This is a genomic window from Pseudoxanthomonas sp. JBR18, assembly GCF_028198165.1.
In the GTDB taxonomy this organism is placed as follows: Bacteria; Pseudomonadota; Gammaproteobacteria; order Xanthomonadales; family Xanthomonadaceae; genus Pseudoxanthomonas_A.
Genome location: NZ_CP116339.1, coordinates 127,072 through 143,472 on the forward strand (window position 1 = coordinate 127,072; position 16,401 = coordinate 143,472).

Here is a 16,401-nt window from a genome sequence, read left to right on the forward strand (position 1 = left end):
CATGCCTGCCACGACCGACGCATTACGCTCGGCAACAGCTCTGACACAATCGCCTCATGCCTCTGCACCTGCGCTCGGCCTGGAACCGCACCCTGTTCCGCCTCGCCACCCTCCTGCTCATCGCCGCAGTCGTCGGCTGGCTCGTCGGTGCGTTCTGGCCTGTCCTGGCGCTGGGCGCGCTGGGCGTCGTTGCCTGGCAGTTCTGGCACCTGCGCGTGGTCCTGCGCCGCCTGACGGCCCGCGAACGTCTGAAGCCGCCGCGTGGGGATGGCGTCTGGAACGAACTGGACCGCCTGCTGCACCGCGGCCAGGCCGACATGCGCACCCGCAAGCGCCGTCTGCTGTCCATGCTGCGCGCCTACCGCGCCGCGGCCGCCGCCCTGCCCGACGCGGTGGTGGTCATCGACCGCGACACCCAGCGCGTGCTGTGGTTCAACAAGGCCGCGACCGTGCTGCTGGGGCTACGCCATCCGGTCGATTTGGGCGCGCCGGTCGGCGAGCGCCTGCAGCCGTTGCCGATGTCGCACTGGCTCAGTGGCGGGCGCAACGCCGAGCCGATGCTCGACGCCGTTTCACCGGCCAATGCCGCGCTGCGTCTGAACATCCGCCTGATCCCCTATTCGGACCAGTACTGGCTGCTGGTGGCACGCGACGTCAGCAAGCTGCTGCGCCTGGAGGAAATGCGCCGGGACTTCGTGGCCAATGTCTCCCACGAACTGCGCACCCCGCTGACCGTGGTTCATGGCTACCTGGACATGCTCGACACCGACGAGGTGCCGGAGTGGAAGCCGATCCTGGAAGAGATGCAGAAGCAGTCCAACCGCATGACCCAGCTGGTGGAAGACCTGCTCACCCTTTCACGCCTCGAGGTGCAGGACAGCCTGCCGCACGAGAACATCGGCATGGCCTCGATGATGTCCACCCTGCGCCGGGAGGCCGAAGCCCTCAGCCAGCGCCGGCAGACCATCGTGATGGAAGACTGCGGCGACATCGACCTGTGGGGATCGAACAAGGAGCTGCACAGCGCCTTCTCCAACCTGGTCAGCAACGCGGTGCGCTACACCCCGGTGGGCGGCACCATCACCATCGCCCTGGCCCGCGAGGGTCAAGGCGCGGTGCTGAGCGTGCGCGATACCGGCTACGGCATCCCCGAATCGCACCTGCCGCGCATCACCGAGCGCTTCTACCGGGTCTCCACCAGCCGCTCGCGCGAAAGCGGTGGCACCGGGCTTGGGCTCTCCATCGTCAAGCACGTGCTGAACCTGCACCAGGCCCGGCTGGAGATCGACAGCGCGGTCGGCCAGGGCAGTACTTTCTCGGTCCACTTCGGTCCCGAGCGCGTGCATCCCCGCGAGGGGGCCTTCCCGCTTCAAGAGAGTCAGACCGCATGAATGCCGCCACCGAACTGCCCGCCGAGACCGCCGATCCGCTGCGCGACAGTGCCCTGTACTTCAACCGCGAGCTGTCGCAGCTGGACTTCAACTTCCGCGTCCTGGCCCAGGCACAGGATCCATCGGTCCCGTTGCTCGAGCGGTTGCGCTTCCTGTGCATCAGCTGCACCAACCTGGACGAGTTCTTCGAGATCCGCGCGGCCACCGTGCGGCATGCGCAGGATTTCGGGCTGCCGGCCGGACCGGATGGGCTGAGTCCGGCCACGGTCCTGACGCGCATCCACGACCGCGCGGCGCAGCTCGTCGACGCCCAATACACCTGCTGGAACCAGGTCCTGCGCCCGGCCCTGGACCAGGCCGGCGTGCGCGTGCTGAGTCAATTGGTGTGGAACGCCCGGCAGAAGCGCTGGCTGCGCGCCTACTTCCGCAACGAGATCATGCCGGTGCTCTCGCCCCTGGGCCTGGACCCGTCGCATCCGTTCCCCAAGATCCTCAACAAGTCGCTCAACATCGTGGTGGTGCTCAAGGGCAAGGATGCCTTCGGTCGGGCCGGGCACCTGGCGATCGTGCGTGCGCCGCGTTCGCTGTCGCGCATCATCCAGCTGCCGCAGCGCATCTCCGGCGGCGAGCACGACTTCGTGCTGCTCTCCAGCGTGCTGTCTGCCTTCGTGGACGACCTGTTCCCCGGCATGGAGGTCAAGGGCGCCTATCAGTTCCGGGTGACCCGCAACTCAGAGCTGGTGGTCGACGAGGAGGAAGTGGAGAACCTGGCCCTGGCCCTGCGCGACGAGCTGGCCGGGCGCGGCTACCGGCCCGCGGTGCGCCTGGAGATTGCCCACGACTGCCCCAAGGCCATCGTCGGCACGCTGCTGGAGAACTTCGGCCTGACCGAAAACGCGGTGTATCGCATCAATGGCGCGGTCAATCTCAACCGGGTCAGCCAGGTCTATGACCTGGTCCAGCGCCCCGAGTTGAAGTATCCGGCCTTCACCCCGCGCACGCTGCGCGACGGCGATGCCATGTTCGAGACCGTCGCCGACGGCGACGTGCTGCTCAGCCACCCCTTCGATGCCTTCACCCCGGTGCTGGAACTGCTCAAGCAGGCGGCCACCGATCCCAACGTGCTGGCCATCAAGCAGACGCTCTATCGCACCGGCAAGGACTCGGCCATCGTCGATGCCCTGGTGATCGCCGCGCGCAACGGCAAGGACGTCACGGTGGTGGTCGAACTGCGCGCGCGTTTCGACGAGGAGGCCAACCTGGGCCTGGCCGACAAGCTGCAGGAAGCCGGCGTGCAGGTGGTCTATGGCGTGGTCGGCTTCAAGACCCACGCCAAGATGCTGCTCATCGTCCGCCGCGAGGGCAAGAAGCTGCGCCGCTACGTGCACCTGGGCACCGGCAACTATCACGCCGGCACCGCGCGCGCCTACACCGATCTGGGCCTGATCACGGCCAACCCGGACATCGGCAACGACGTGCACCTGCTGTTCCAGCAACTCTCCGGACTGGCGCCCACGACCAAGCTCAAGTGCCTGTTGCAGTCGCCTTTCACCCTGCATCCGGGGGTGATCAAGAAGATCGAGCGCGAGGCGCGCCTGGCCCGTGAGGGTCGGCCGGCGCGCATCATCATCAAGGTCAACGCCATCAACGAGGTCCGGGTGATCCGGGCCCTGTACGCGGCCTCGCAGGAGGGCGTGCAGATCGACCTGATCGTGCGCGGTGCCTGCACGGTGCGCCCGGGCGTGCCGGGGATCTCGGAGAACATCCGCGTGCGCTCGATCGTGGGACGGTTCCTGGAGCACAGCCGCGTGTACTGGTTCGGCAACGACGGCGACCCGGAGCTGTACTGTGCCAGCGCGGACTGGCTGGAGCGCAATCTGTTGCACCGGGTGGAAACCTGCTTCCCGATCCTGGACGCGCGCCTGGCCGCGCGGGTGTTCCGCGATCATCTGCAGAACTATCTGGACGACAACTGCAACGCCTGGGAACTGGACGCGGACGGGGAATACCACAAGTGTTCGCCGGCGCAGGACCAGGCCCCGCACTCGGCCCAGGGCACGCTGCTGGCCAAGGTCTGACCCTGCGTCATCGCCCGCCGCGCGGCGGGCACCATGAAAGGTGAATGTGGCTTCGGCTACCATTGCGCGCCATGCCATTCACCCTCCCCCAGACCTTCTCCCAGCCGCTGCAGGACAACGACCAGTTGGCAGCCGTGGACCTGGGGTCCAACAGCTTCCATATGATCGTGGCCCGCTACACCCAGGGCCAGTTGCGCGTGATCGACCGCCTGCGCGAGACCGTGCGCATGGCCGACGGTCTGGATCACCGCGGCGGCCTGTCGGCCGAGGCCCACGCCCGCGCCATGGAATGCCTGTCGCGTTTCGGCCAGCGGATCCGCGATTTGCCCGACGCCCGCGTCCGTGCCCTGGCGACCAACACCGTGCGCAGACTGGCGCTGCCGCAGGAGTTCCTGGTCCCGGCCGAAGCCGCGCTGGGTCACGCCATCGAGGTCGTCTCCGGCCGCGAGGAAGCACGTCTGATCTATCTGGGCGTCTGCAATGCGCAACCGCCGAAGGCCGGCAGCAAGCGCCTGGTCATCGACATCGGCGGCGGCTCGACCGAATTCATCATCGGCTCGGGCATGCAAACCCTGGAGCGCGAGAGCATCCAAGTCGGCTGCATCGCCAGCACCCGGCGGTTCTTTCCCGGCGGCAAGCTGACCAAGAAGCGCTGGAATACGGCCCTGACGGAAATCACCGCCGAGCTGCAGCAGTTCGCCCCGCTTTACCGGAGCTTGGGCTGGCAGGAAGCGCTTGGCTCGTCGGGTACCGCCAAGGCCATCGGCGACATCTGCGCGGCGATGAAGCTGACCAAGGGCGCGATCACCGCCGAGGCCCTGCCCCAGGTGCGCGAGCGCCTCCTGCAGGCAGAAAAGATCGAGAACATCGACCTGCCCAGCCTGAGCAAGGATCGCCAGCCGATCATTGCCGGCGGGGTGCTGGTCATGGAGGCCGCCTTCCAGGCGCTGGGCATCGAACGCGTTCTTGTGAGCAAAGCCGCCATGCGCGAAGGCATTCTCTACGACATGCTGGGCCGCCGCGGCGACAACGATCCACGCGAGCAGTCGGTGGCCAGCATGATGCACCGCTACGGCGTGGACGAGGCCCAGGCCAGCCGCGTGGCGGCCACGGCCGCGCGCCTGTTCGCGCAGGTGGCACCGGCCTGGCAGTTGGAACCGGACGACGGGCGCCTGCTCTCGTGGGCCGCGCGACTGCACGAGATCGGCCTGGCCATCGCCCACAGCCAGTACCACATCCACGGTGCCTACCTGCTGGAGCACTCGGACATCGCCGGTTTCTCGCGTCAGGAGCAGCTGATGCTCTCGGCGCTGGTGCGCACGCATCGTCGCGGCATTCCGAAATCCGCCTTCGACGCACTGCCGGACCGCCGCATTCCCGCGGCCCGGCATATCGCCGTGCTGCTGCGCCTGGCCGTGCTGCTGCACCGCGCCCATGACCAGGACGAGATTCCCGTGCTGGATCTGGAGGCCACGGCCGATGACCTGCGCCTGACCCTGGACAAGGCGTGGATCGATGCCCGGCCGCTGCTGCGCGCCGACCTGATCGGCGAGGCCGACGCGCTGCCTGACCTGGGTGTCACCTTCAAGCCCTTCGTGACCTGAACCGACCTCAGGGACCCTGCCGCCTCCCCCTGTCCCTGTAGAGCACGGCTTACCAACTGCCCCAAGACTTGCATGGCCCCATGGCGCCAGTGTTAACGTCCTAGGAAAGGAAAGCGTGCGAATGGCCGATGCCGGTCACGCGCCGCGCCGCCAAGCCGCACAGGGAATTGCATGGCCCGCCAGAATGCCGATGCACTCATCCAGCAAGTCATGGCGCAGGTCGCGAGCGCCTCGAGCTCGGTCGACCGCAACGTCGAGCAGATCCTGCGCGCGGTACGCGACCACCTGCGCATGGACGTGGCCTTTGTCTCCGAGTTCGGCACCCGCGACCGCGTCTTCCGCTACGTGATCAACGAGAGCGGCCGCCTCCAGCTGCATGCCGGTGACACCATGGCGATGGAGTCGGGCTACTGCCGGGGCGTGGTGGAAGGGCGCATCCCGCAGCTGATTCCGGATACTGCGCAGGTTCCGGCGGCCGCCTGCCTGCCCGAGACCAGCGCGATCCCGATTGGCGCCCACTTGAGCGTCCCCATCGTACTGGGCGACGGTCGGGTCTATGGGACCTTCTGCTGTTTCAGCTTCGAGCCGGACCTGAGCCTGGATGAGCGCGACCTGCACATGATGCGTGCGTTCGCCCAGTTGTTGGCCTTCCAGGTCGAGGGCGACCTGGCTGCCGTGCGTGACCATGGCGCCAAGGTCGAGCGGATCAGCGCGGTCCTGGAAATGGGACAGCCGCGCATCGTCTATCAGCCCATCTACCGGCTGTCCGATCACACCATCGCCGGCGTGGAGTGCCTGTCCCGCTTCGACATGGAGCCGCGCCGTCCGCCGGACAAATGGTTCGACGAAGCCAACGAGATCGGCCTGGGCGTGCGCCTGGAGCTCAACGCGATGCTGACCGCGCTCGATGGGCTGCGTGCGGTGCCGGGTGGCTTCTATGTGGCGCTCAATGTCTCGCCGCAGACGCTCGTCAGCGGCGACGTGTTGGAGTACCTGGACGTGATCCAGCCCGGCCGCATCGTCATGGAGATCACCGAGCACGCCCTGGTGGACGATTACCACCCCCTGCAGGCCACGGTGCAGAAGCTGCGCCAGGCCGGGGTGCGCTTCGCGGTCGACGATGCCGGTGCCGGCTACTCCAACATGCGGCACATCCTCACGCTGCATCCGGACATCATCAAGATGGACATCAGCCTGACCCGAAGCATCGACAGCGACCCCTCGCGCAAGGCGCTGGCCGCGGCGATGATCGGCTTCGGCCACCAGACCGGGAGCCATGTCGTGGCCGAAGGCGTGGAAACCGCCCAGGAGCTTGCCGCCCTGGAAGTGCTGGGCGTGGACGAGGTTCAGGGCTATCACCTTTCCCAGCCACTGTCGCGCGATGCGCTCTTCCAGGCCCTGCGAGCCAGCAAGTCGCTGAACTAGCGCGTTTCATCAAACTGCCACGCCGCTGCAATGCAGGGTGCACGGCCGCAGCCCACGCTATGCCAAACGTGGGAGACGCTCATGCGCTACACCATCGTCACAGAGACCTATCCGCCCGAAATCAATGGCGTTGCATTGACCGTGCAGGGTCTGGAGGAAGGGCTGCGGCAGCGCGGCCACGCGGTGGCGCTGGTGCGCCCGCGACAGCCCGCCGATGAAGACGCACCGCCGTGTCCCGACACGCTACTGGTCCGCGGCGGCCGCCTGCCGCGCTATCCCGGACTGCGCTTCGGCCTGCCCGCACCGCAGGCACTGCGGGCCCATTTCGCACGTCACGCGCCGGATGCCATCTACGTGGCCACGGAAGGCCCCCTGGGCTGGTCGGCCCTGCGCGCGGCGCGGCAGCTGGGGATTCCAGCGGCCACGGGTTTCCATACCCGTTTCGATCACTACATGGACGATTACGGAATGCCCTGGCTGCGGCCGACCGCCCTGCGCTGGATGCGCCGCTTCCACAATGGTGGCGATGCCACGCTGGTGCCGACGCTGGAACTGGGCCAGTGGCTGGAGGAACAGGGCTTCCATCACGTGCGCCGCCTGGCGCGCGCGGTGGACACCCGCCAGTTCCATCCCGACTTCCGCGATGAGGCGCTACGGACCCAGTGGAACGCCCATCCCGAAGCACCGGTGGTGCTCTCGGTCGGCCGGATCGCCGCGGAGAAGAACCTGGAATTGGCGGTGCGCAGCTTCCGTTCCCTGCAGCGCGATCGCCCGCAGGCGCGGATGGTGTGGGTCGGCGATGGCCCGGAGCGCGCGGCGCTGGAGGCCGCGCACCCGGATTTCATCTTCGCGGGCATGCAGCGCGGAGAGGCGCTGGCCCGGCACTACGCCAGCGCCGACCTGTTCGTCTTCCCCAGCCGCAGCGAGACCTTCGGCAACGTGACCCTGGAAGCGATGGCCAGCGGCCTGACCACGGTGGCCTTCGACTCGGGCGCGGCGCGCGAACACCTGCGCAGCGGCCTGCACGGCGCGGCGGTGGGCGATGACGAGGCCTTCGTGACAGCCGTCTGCGCGCTGGGCGCACAGCCCGCACGCTGGAAAGCCATGGGCGCGGCCGCGCACCAGGCGGTCCAGGCCCTGCAACCGGCCCAGGTGGCCGCCGATTTCGATGTCCTGCTGTCCCGTCTGGCGCGTCAACGGAGGCCCCATGCGCACGTCGTCCCCGCGTGAGTTGAACCTCCCCCGCGAAGCAGGCGTCTGCCTGTTCGCCAACCGTTTTGGCCGGCGCCAGGACGTGCGCCGCTTCTTCGCCCTCATCAGCCGCCTGGGCGATGGGGTGTTCTGGTATGTGCTGATGGGCGCGCTGATCGTGTTCGACGGCTGGCACGGCCTGGCTGCCGCCGCGCACCTGGCGGCCACCGGCGCGGTCGCGCTGCTGCTCTACAAGGGCCTGAAGCGCTGGACCCGGCGCCCACGGCCATTCGCCTCGGACGTGCGCATCCAGGCCTGGGTGGCGCCGCTGGACGAATTCTCTTTTCCGTCCGGGCATACGCTGCATGCGGTGGCCTTCACCCTGGTGGCGCTGGCGCACTATCCGGCGCTGGCGCCGCTGCTGGTGCCATTCACCGCCTGCGTGGCGACCTCGCGCGTGGTGCTGGGCCTGCACTTTCCCAGCGACGTGCTGGCTGCTTCCATCATCGGCACTTCGTTGGCGGCCCTGGCAATCTGGGCGGTGCCCGGCGTCAGCCTGCTGGGCTGAAACAAGCACATCGCTGTAGAGCGGAGCTCGCTCCGCTGCGCTTGATTCGGTCAGCGGGAAGCCCCCGCTCGGCGGAGCGAGCTCCGCTCTACAGAGCGTTGAAGGCCTGCACTTTCTCAGCGACGCGCTGGCTGTCTCGATCATCGGCACCTCGCTGGCCGCCCTGGCGATCTGGGCTGTGCCGGGCGTCAGCCTGCTGGGCTGAAACAAGCGCATCGCCGTAGAGCGGAGCTTGCTCCGCTGCGCTTGGTTCGTTTCGTGAGGAAAGCCCCAGCGGAGCAAGCTCCGCTCTACGGAGGCGTCAGTCTTCCAGCACGTCCTTGCGCGGGAGCTTGTCATCGCGCATGGCGGCCTGGTAGACGAAGGTCGCCACGATGGCCGCGGCCTGCTGCAGGTCGGCGATGGAGGCGTGGTCGTAGGTGTCCAGATCGCTGTGATGCACCTGTGTGCCGTAGTCCAGCCGGTCCTGCACGAACTGGAAGCCCGGCAGGCCGACGCGGTCGAACGCGATGTGGTCGGTGCTGCCGGTGTTGCGGCTGGTGACGATGGTCGCGCCCACGTCGTTGAACGGCTTCAGCCAAGCCTCGAAGATCGGCATCACCGCCTGGTTCTCCTGCGCATAGACGCCACGGATCTTGCCCGAGCCGTTGTCCAGGTTGAAGTACGCCGAGAGCGTGTTCCACTCCTTGGTCTTCTGCAGCGCGCCGGTGGGCTCTCGGTAGTAGGCCGGCAGTTCCTTCTGCGCCGGATCGGTCGGCTCCGGGTAACGGGCGAAGTGGCGCGCCACGTAATCCATCGAACCGACCAGGCCCTGCTCCTCGCCACTCCACAGCGCCACGCGGATGGTGCGCTTGGGCCGAGCGCCGACCGCCTTGAGGATGCGCATGGCCTCCATCATCACCGCCACGCCGGCGCCATTGTCCGAAGCGCCCGTGCCGGCGTGCCAGGAATCCATGTGCGCGCCCAGCATCACCACCTCGTCGGCCTTGCCGCTGCCCTTGAGCTCGGCAATGGTGTTGTAGCCGGGGTCGTTGGCGTCGCTGGTGAAGCGCGCATCCGAGTTCACCCGCAGGCGCACGGTCTCCTTGCGGTCCAGGGCGCGCAGCAGCGGATTGTAGTGCTCGGCGGCGACCACCAGTTCGGGCACGCCGACCGACTCGCCGGCCTTGCGCGAACCGCCGCCACCGACGCGCAGGATGCCGTCGTCCCAACCGCTGATGCTCAACGCGGCGAGAGCGCCCTCATCGATCAGGAACTGGTTGGTGGCCTTGGCCAGTTCGGTGCGTTCGAGGTAGTCCTTCAGGCGCTTGTCGCGGGCGGCCGGGTCCTTGGGTGCGGGGATGGCGAAATCCAGCAGTTCGGTCAGGCCGGCTTCGTCGTAGCGCTTGGAGGCCGCCTCGGTATCCGGCTTGTAGTCGCGCGCCTGGCTCAGCAGCACGATCTTGCCGCGCAGCTTGCCCTTGTACTGGTCCAGGTCGCCCTTGGTCTTGATCTTGAGCGCGATGGCCTCGCCTTCGACCGGGCCGTTGGTGCCCGGCGTCCAGGCCTTGGGCACGGCATGCAGCGGTGCCGTGCGCGGGCTGAGCAGTTCGACGCTGGCGTTGGCAAACTCCCAGCCACGGCCGAAGTCGGCGAAGGCCTCGTCGTGGACGTTGCTCAATCCCCACTCGGTGAACTTCTGCTTGGTCCACGTATTGGCCTTGGCCATGTTGGGCGAGTTGGTCAGCCGCGGACCGATCTGCTCGGTCAGGTGCTCCAGCGTGTCGCCCACCTGCGAGCGATGAAAGGCCTCCTGCCGGATCTTGCCGACCATCGCCAGGTCGACCGCTTCCTCGGCCTGCGCCGATAGCGCCAGGCCCAATCCTATTACCAGCGCACCCCACTGCATCCGCGTCATGTCCTGCTTCCCCGTTGTGGTTGATCAACCGGACGAGTCTGCCAGTGCGGCGCGGGGATTGCCGCCGGCCATCGGTCATGGCCGGACATGACGCTTGCGTCAGGCCAACGGCACGACCCGCGCACGGCGCAGCGCGGGGGCGTCCTGCCCATCCCAGTCGCGATCGTTGGCCACCTGGGCGCGGGCGCGGCTGGCCTCCAGTGCCTCGAAATCCAGCTCACCGACGGCCCAGACCTGCTCGCCGCTCGTTTGCGCGACCACGCCATCGGCCGGCAATCCGACATCCATCGGCGCGAACAGCGCGGCCTCGCCGGTGTTCTCGTCCAGCGCCGGGCTCCAGCGCGCGATGCCGGCGGTCACCGACTGGGCGACGAACACGCGATTCTCCAGGGCGCGTGCCAGGCAGCCGACCTTGACCCGGGTGGCGCCGGCCTGGGTATCGGTGCAGCTGGGCACCAGCAGCAGGCGCGTGCCGGCCTGCTGCTGGGCGCGCACCGGCAGCGGGAATTCGGCGTCGTAGCAGACGGCGATGCCGGCGCGGATGGCGTCGGCCTCGAACACCCGTACCTCCTCCCCGCCCTCGATCACCTGCGCGGCTTTCTCGAAGCCGGTCAGCTGCAGCTTGTCCTGCCAGCCACTGCGCCCATCCGGGGTGAACCAGTGCGCGCGGTTGCGATAACGCCCGTTGCCGGCAGCGGTGAGGAAGCTGCCAGCGATCACGTGCAAGCCCATGCGCTGGGCCAGGGTAGCGTACAGGTGCAGGAAGTCCTCGGCGTGTTGCTGGGTCGCTTCCAGCGAGGCCAGCAGGTCGGCACTGACGGCGACCGGAAAGGTCGCGGCCAGTTCCAGCGAGAGGTACTCGGGCAGCACCGCGATGCGCGCGCCGGCATCGGCGGCCTGCTGCAGCAGATGCACCTGCTTTTCGGCGAAGGCGTCGAAGTCGCGCGGCTGGCCGATGGGATATTTGGCGACGGCGACTTTCATGCCTGCGGCTCCAGGGGTCGGGTCCAAAAGGTGAGCGTATGCGTGACCTCGCCGCGCGCCGGCTCGCGCCAGGGCAAGGTCACGGTCAGGCCGTCGCGGCGCGTGTAGCCGCGCTTGTGCCAGAAGGCATCGTTGTCGCGGTGGCCCGCCGGCCGGCGCGGATCGTCCTGGTCGCGGTCGACCGCACAGAACGCGGTGGTGTCAAAGCCCCCCAGCGCGCGCGCATGCGCTTCGCGCGCATCGAAGAACGCATGTCCGATGCCGCGACCACGCCACTCCGGCAGCAGCACCGATTCGCCAAAATAGAACACCCGCGCCGCATCAAGGCCCTGTTCGGCCAGCGGCTTGGAGAACGCCTCGGTGTCGTCCAGCAGCGGCAGCCCGGTGGACACGCCCACCACGGCGTCACCGGCTTGCGCCAGCACGAACACGCTGCGCGGCGAACGCGCGTAGGCCGCCAGGTACTGGCGTTCGTAATCCAGGCTGCCTTCGTACAGGTACGGCCAGTGCGCGAATATGGCGATGCGCAGACGCGCCAGGTCATCCAGATGCGGGGCGATATCGGCACCGCGCACCACGGTGATCCGGTGCGCGGCTGACGCGTGGTCGGGCGAAGTCATGGCGTCAATTTAGCGCACCCGGTCTTCTTGTCCCGCCACAGGTAAACCGCAACGCCGTCTTCCGGCGCGACGACCAGCCAGGCCGGCCCGTCGCGCTGCGCGCTCAGCCACAGCAGGCCGTATCGGGCACTGCGCAGCAGGCGCCAGGGACGCCAGGCCGACAGATGCACGCAACGCGGCGCAAGCGCTTGGCCCAGCAACACCGTGGGACGCTCCCGCAACGCCCGGACCGTGGCCTCGGCCAGCTGGAACACCACCGCGCCCTCGCAGCCATGCCGCAGCGGCAGCAACAGCGGCGTGAGCCCCTCTTCCACGCGCACGCCTGCCACCGACAGGATCGATGGCAGGCGACGCGCCGCATGGCGCACGGCGCGTCCCTGCATCAGCATCAGCGCAACTCCGCCGACAGCGCGTACCAGTCCAGCTTGCGGGTGATGGCCATGATCGTGGCCAGGATGCCGAACAGCAGCAGCGAGCCCATCAGCAACGCGTTGTCCTCGGAGATCAGCAGGCCATAGAGCGCGCCATACAGCGCGGTCAGCCCCAGGGCGAAGCCCGCCGCGCGCCACCAGCCGCGCAGCACGCCGGACAGGTAGACGAACTGCACCCCGATGCACGCCACCGCCGAGACCAGGTACGCGATCCAGAAGGCGATGTGCTCGGACAGGCTGATCAGCAGCAGGAAGAACATCGCCAACGCCAGGCCAACCAGCAGGTATTGCATGGGGTGGATGGGCAGGCGCTTGATCAGCTCGAACAGGCCAAAGCCCACGAAGGTCAGCACCACGAACAGGATCCCGTACTTGCTGGCGCGGTCGGCCAGCGTATAGACATCCACCGGGTCGACCAGCTCCACGCGCAGCGCATCCAGCGCCACGTCCTGCGCGCGCAGCCGCTGCAGCTGGGTCTGGGCCTGGCTGGCCAGCGAGGACACCGCCCACTGCGCGTCGAAGCCCGCACCGCTCACCTGCCGCCGCACCGGCAGGAAGTCGCCGGTAAAGGAAGGATGCGGCCACGCCGAGGCGAGCTGCACGCGGGTGTCGTCGGCCACCGGCACCACGTCCAGTGCCTCCGTGCCGGCCAGGGAGAAGTCCACCAAGACCTCGCCTGCGGCGACATGCCCGTCCTCCACCACAGGCAGCGTGGCGCTGATGCCCGGCAGATGTGCGTTGAAGTCGCGGGTACCCGGCACCAGCGACAGCGCGGCGCCGTCGACGGTGAGCCTGGGGGTGCCCATCAGGCCGCGCACATCCTGCACGCCCAGCAGCAGATAAGGCGTGCCGTAGCGGCGCGACACACCGGCCGGCAACGCCGGCAGTTCCTGCCCGAAGCGTGCCGCCAGCCGCGCCTCCCACACGTAGGTGGGCACGTCGAACAGCCCGACCCGCCGCGTCTGCGGACGCAGCTGGCCGTGCACGTTCAGTGATTGCGGAGCCTGCAACAGCACACCGGGCTCATGCACGGTGCGCGTGCGGGCCACGCCCTTGTCGTCGGTATAGGACTCCTCGTGGGTATCGGTGTAGGGCACCGCGCGCAGCGGTCCGACCAGGCGCTGGGCGCCCGCGCTGCTGCGCGAGACGCGCTCCACCGCCTCGGCGCGGTAGGCGGTGCGCTCGGCGATCTTGCTGCGGATCATCGTCAGCGGGATCAGCAGCGCCAGGGTCAGCACACCGACCACGGCAAAGCGCAGGACGAGTTTGAGGGATTTCATGCGGGCCTCCGGCCAGGGTCGATGGCACGCAGCGTGCGCGCCCCCTGTGGGTGGCGATTGAGCTCATCTTGAAGCCAATGTGAAGTGCGCCAGCCGGCCCTCACCTTCCCAGGCTGCCACCACCGCATCCGGCGCTAAACTGACAGATTAGTCAGAATCCTTGGAGCAACCCGTTGGATTTCACCACCGTGCATTGGCTTGCGCAGGATTCACGCCTGCTGTTCTGCGCCCTGGTTGGCATCGCCTGCATCATCGTCCTGATCAGCGTGGCCAAGCTGCCCCCGTTTCTGTCGATCCTCATCGGCACCTTCGCCGCCGGGCTCGGGATCGGCCTGCCCGCCGAGAAGCTCGCCAAATCCTTCAGCACCGGGGCGGGACACCTGCTGGGTGACGCCGGCCTGATCATCGCCCTGGGCGCCATGCTGGGCGCGATGCTGGCCGACACCGGTGCCGCCGACCGGATCGCTTCGACCCTGCTCAAGCTCGGCAAGGGCAAGGCGCTGCCCTGGGTCATGGCGCTGGTGGCGCTGGTGATCGGCCTACCGCTGTTCTTCGAAGTCGGCCTAGTGATGATGGTGCCGATCATCTTCGTCATGGCGCGCCGGTCCGAGCAGCCGCTGTTGCGCATCGCCATCCCCGCGCTGGCCGGCATGACCACCTTGCATGCGCTGATGCCGCCGCATCCGGGCCCGCTGATCGCGGTCAGCACACTGCACGCGGACCTGGGCCTCACCATGCTGTTCGGCTTGGTGATCGCCATTCCCGCGGTGATCCTGGCAGGACCGCTCTACGGGATATGGCTTTCGCGCCGCATGGCGATCGCGGTGCCGGATCACATGGAAGCCCTCTACGCCTCGCGTCAGGCACCCGCCGCACAGCCGGGTTTCGGCGCGAGCCTGGCCATCATCCTGCTGCCGGTGGCACTGATGCTGGGTGCGACCGTGGCCAAGGTCGCCCTGCCGGAAGGCTCGCTGGCCTCGACCGGGCTGCGCTTCCTCGGCGAACCCATCGTCGCCCTCGCCCTTGCCGTGCTCACATCCATCGTGGTGCTTGGCTGGGGCGGTGGACTGGGCCGCGAGCGGGTCAACAAGGTACTGCTCAAGAGCCTGCCGCCGATCGCCGCGCTGCTGCTGACCATCGGCGCAGGCGGCGGCCTCAAGCAGGTGCTGCTGGACGCCGGCATCAGTGACACCATCGCCAAGGTCGCCCAGGCGGCGCACCTGCCCTTCCTGCTGCTGGCCTGGCTGATCGCCGTTGCGCTTCGCCAGGCGACCGGTTCAGCCACGGTGGCCACGACCACCACCGCTGGCATCCTCGCCCCGCTGGTCGCGCACTTGCCGGCCACGCAGGGCGCGCTGATCGCGCTGTCCATTGGCGCCGGCTCGGTGTTCTTCTGCCACGTCAACGACGCCGGTTTCTGGATGGTGCGCGAGTACTTCGACCTCAAGCTCAAGCAGACCGTGCTGGTGTGGTCGGTGCTGCAGACCATCGTGTCGCTGGTCGGCCTGGCCGGCACCGCGTTGCTGTGGCGGCTGTTCGCGTGATCGCAGGCGGTTTGCATCACACGCGCTAGGCTTGGCTGCATGACCGAATCGCTGACCGGCCTCGCCGACGATCCCCGCCGCCTGCGCCTACGCCGCATGAAGCTGGCCGCCTTCGGCCTGCTGCTGCTGATGCTGGCTGGCTTCGCCCTGAGCCACGCGATGGGCCTGCGCGGCCCGTGGGCGTGGGTGGCCGCCTTCTGTGAGGCCGCCGCAGTGGGCGCGATGGCCGACTGGTTCGCGGTGGTGGCGCTGTTCCGCCGACCGCTGGGCCTGCCGATCCCGCACACGGCGATCATCCCGCGCGGCAAGGCGCGGCTGGCCGACAGTCTGGCGGTATTCGTCCGTGACCACTTCCTGGCGCCCGAGGCGCTGCTGGACAAGCTGCGCGTCTTCGACCCGGCCACGCGCCTGGGCCAGTGGCTGTCCGAGCCGACGCAGTCGAAAATGCTGGCCGGCATGGCGCGCGGCTGGGCCCTGCAGGCCCTGAACCTGCTGGACGAAACGGCCGTGCGCACGGCGATCCAGCGCTTCGTCATCGACCGGCTGCGGCGCTGGAACGCGGCCGGGACCGCCGGCGAGGTGCTGGGCATCCTCACCGCCGACGGCCGCCACCAGGAACTGCTGGACGAGGCCCTCAAGCGCATCGGCCGCTGGCTGGACGACCCGGCACTCAAGGCGCGCGCCTCGGCGCTGATCGTGCGCTATGCGCGGCGCGAGTGGCCCAAGCTGATGGGCACGGTGGATCTGATCAAGCCGGTGGATGAAATCGGCGACGCGCTGGCCCAGCGCATCGCCACCGCCGCCCTGGACGAACTGCAGCAGGTCCTCTCCACCCCCGAGCATCCCCTGCGCCAGGACTACGAGGCCTGGCTGTCGGACTACGTCGTGCGCCTGCGCGAGGACCCGGACCTGACCGCGCGCGTGGAACGGATCAAGCAGAACCTGATCGATCATCCGGCCGTGCAGGACTACGTGCGCGGGCTGTGGGACCAGGTGCATGCCGCCCTGCGCACCGATCTGGAGAACCCCGACTCGCGCCTGGCCGCCCACCTGGAACGCTCGCTGCAGGCTCTGGGCGAGGCTCTGGGCCGCGATCCCTCGCTGCGTGACGCGCTCAACACCCACCTCACCACCGCCGCCGAAAGCCTCACCGCCCGCCTGCGCAGCGGCGTCACCAGCCACATCGCCCAGACCATGAAAGGCTGGGACGAACGCCAGCTGGTCGACGTGCTGGAACTGGCCGTCGGCCGCGACCTGCAGTACATCCGCTTCAACGGCACCCTGGTGGGCGGGTTGATCGGGCTGCTCCTGCATGCGGTGGTGGTGTTCTGGGGCGTGTGAAGGTTCCGGGAGGCCTCGCCGGCCCATGCCTTGTGGCACTGTCCCGG

At 68.4% G+C, this 16,401-nt stretch carries 13 protein-coding genes; 8 read left to right on the forward strand and 5 right to left on the reverse strand.

What is annotated here, in order from left to right:
- Positions 1–56: 56 nt before the first annotated feature.
- From phoR to PJ250_RS00815, 6 genes are all read left to right on the forward strand, one after another.
- Positions 57–1,391, forward strand: coding sequence for a phosphate regulon sensor histidine kinase PhoR (gene phoR, locus PJ250_RS00790; RefSeq protein WP_271646661.1), 1,335 nt, complete (start codon positions 57–59; stop codon positions 1,389–1,391).
- On the forward strand, positions 1,388–3,469 hold the full coding sequence (gene ppk1, locus PJ250_RS00795; RefSeq protein ID WP_271646662.1) for a polyphosphate kinase 1: 2,082 nt from the start codon (positions 1,388–1,390) through the stop codon (positions 3,467–3,469). Before phoR ends, ppk1 begins: the two co-directional genes overlap by 4 nt.
- Positions 3,470–3,540: 71 nt before the next feature.
- The gene (ppx, locus tag PJ250_RS00800) at positions 3,541–5,073 is read left to right on the forward strand and encodes an exopolyphosphatase (RefSeq protein ID WP_271646663.1); all 1,533 of its coding nucleotides are present in this window, start codon (positions 3,541–3,543) and stop codon (positions 5,071–5,073) included.
- Positions 5,074–5,244: 171 nt separating this feature from the next.
- Entirely contained in the window at positions 5,245–6,498 is a 1,254-nt protein-coding gene (locus PJ250_RS00805) for a sensor domain-containing phosphodiesterase (protein WP_271646664.1), read from the forward strand.
- 81 nt (positions 6,499–6,579) lie between these two features.
- Positions 6,580–7,728: a glycosyltransferase family 4 protein gene (locus PJ250_RS00810; protein ID WP_271646665.1), complete on the forward strand. Its 1,149-nt coding sequence runs from the start codon at positions 6,580–6,582 to the stop codon at positions 7,726–7,728.
- The gene (locus tag PJ250_RS00815) at positions 7,706–8,257 is read left to right on the forward strand and encodes a phosphatase PAP2 family protein (protein WP_271646666.1); all 552 of its coding nucleotides are present in this window, start codon (positions 7,706–7,708) and stop codon (positions 8,255–8,257) included. Before PJ250_RS00810 ends, PJ250_RS00815 begins: the two co-directional genes overlap by 23 nt.
- Positions 8,258–8,558: 301 nt before the next feature.
- On the opposite strand, the gene PJ250_RS00820 is transcribed toward PJ250_RS00815, so the two are convergent.
- The 5 genes from PJ250_RS00820 to creD all read right to left on the reverse strand — a co-directional run bounded on the left by PJ250_RS00820 (position 8,559) and on the right by creD (position 13,469).
- Positions 8,559–10,145, reverse strand: a complete 1,587-nt coding sequence (locus PJ250_RS00820) for a M20/M25/M40 family metallo-hydrolase (RefSeq protein WP_271648472.1) — start codon at positions 10,143–10,145, stop codon at positions 8,559–8,561.
- A gap of 108 nt (positions 10,146–10,253) precedes the next feature.
- Positions 10,254–11,138, reverse strand: coding sequence for a carbon-nitrogen hydrolase family protein (locus PJ250_RS00825; RefSeq protein ID WP_271646667.1), 885 nt, complete (start codon positions 11,136–11,138; stop codon positions 10,254–10,256).
- A complete protein-coding gene (locus tag PJ250_RS00830) occupies positions 11,135–11,758 on the reverse strand; it encodes a GNAT family N-acetyltransferase (protein WP_271646668.1) in 624 nt (207 codons plus the stop codon). The genes PJ250_RS00825 and PJ250_RS00830 overlap by 4 nt, the downstream gene beginning before the upstream one ends.
- Positions 11,755–12,147, reverse strand: coding sequence for a hypothetical protein (locus tag PJ250_RS00835; protein WP_271646669.1), 393 nt, complete (start codon positions 12,145–12,147; stop codon positions 11,755–11,757). Before PJ250_RS00835 ends, PJ250_RS00830 begins: the two co-directional genes overlap by 4 nt.
- Positions 12,147–13,469 (reverse strand): cell envelope integrity protein CreD, encoded by a 1,323-nt coding sequence (creD, locus tag PJ250_RS00840; protein WP_271646670.1) that lies wholly within the window; start codon positions 13,467–13,469, stop codon positions 12,147–12,149. Before creD ends, PJ250_RS00835 begins: the two co-directional genes overlap by 1 nt.
- A gap of 173 nt (positions 13,470–13,642) precedes the next feature.
- Here creD and PJ250_RS00845 point away from each other — a divergent pair, with 173 nt between their 5' ends.
- Together PJ250_RS00845 and PJ250_RS00850 are read left to right on the forward strand one after the other, a co-directional pair.
- The gene (locus tag PJ250_RS00845; RefSeq protein ID WP_271646671.1) at positions 13,643–15,013 is read left to right on the forward strand and encodes a GntT/GntP/DsdX family permease; all 1,371 of its coding nucleotides are present in this window, start codon (positions 13,643–13,645) and stop codon (positions 15,011–15,013) included.
- Positions 15,014–15,052: 39 nt separating this feature from the next.
- On the forward strand, positions 15,053–16,354 hold the full coding sequence (locus tag PJ250_RS00850) for a DUF445 domain-containing protein (protein ID WP_271646672.1): 1,302 nt from the start codon (positions 15,053–15,055) through the stop codon (positions 16,352–16,354).
- Positions 16,355–16,401: the final 47 nt, after the last annotated feature.

Excerpts from the sequence above, each read along its gene's own strand:
- phoR (WP_271646661.1), top strand. The coding sequence starts at position 57 with ATGCCTCTGCACCTGCGCTCGGCCTGGAACCGCACCCTGTTCCGCCTC.
- PJ250_RS00805 (WP_271646664.1), top strand. The coding sequence starts at position 5,245 with ATGGCCCGCCAGAATGCCGATGCACTCATCCAGCAAGTCATGGCGCAG.
- creD (WP_271646670.1), bottom strand. The coding sequence starts at position 13,469 with ATGAAATCCCTCAAACTCGTCCTGCGCTTTGCCGTGGTCGGTGTGCTG.
- PJ250_RS00810 (WP_271646665.1), top strand. The coding sequence starts at position 6,580 with ATGCGCTACACCATCGTCACAGAGACCTATCCGCCCGAAATCAATGGC.
- PJ250_RS00830 (WP_271646668.1), bottom strand. The coding sequence starts at position 11,758 with ATGACTTCGCCCGACCACGCGTCAGCCGCGCACCGGATCACCGTGGTG.
- PJ250_RS00825 (WP_271646667.1), bottom strand. The coding sequence starts at position 11,138 with ATGAAAGTCGCCGTCGCCAAATATCCCATCGGCCAGCCGCGCGACTTC.
- ppx (WP_271646663.1), top strand. The coding sequence starts at position 3,541 with ATGCCATTCACCCTCCCCCAGACCTTCTCCCAGCCGCTGCAGGACAAC.
- PJ250_RS00835 (WP_271646669.1), bottom strand. The coding sequence starts at position 12,147 with ATGCTGATGCAGGGACGCGCCGTGCGCCATGCGGCGCGTCGCCTGCCA.
- ppk1 (WP_271646662.1), top strand. The coding sequence starts at position 1,388 with ATGAATGCCGCCACCGAACTGCCCGCCGAGACCGCCGATCCGCTGCGC.
- PJ250_RS00815 (WP_271646666.1), top strand. The coding sequence starts at position 7,706 with ATGCGCACGTCGTCCCCGCGTGAGTTGAACCTCCCCCGCGAAGCAGGC.
- PJ250_RS00850 (WP_271646672.1), top strand. The coding sequence starts at position 15,053 with ATGACCGAATCGCTGACCGGCCTCGCCGACGATCCCCGCCGCCTGCGC.
- PJ250_RS00820 (WP_271648472.1), bottom strand. The coding sequence starts at position 10,145 with ATGCAGTGGGGTGCGCTGGTAATAGGATTGGGCCTGGCGCTATCGGCG.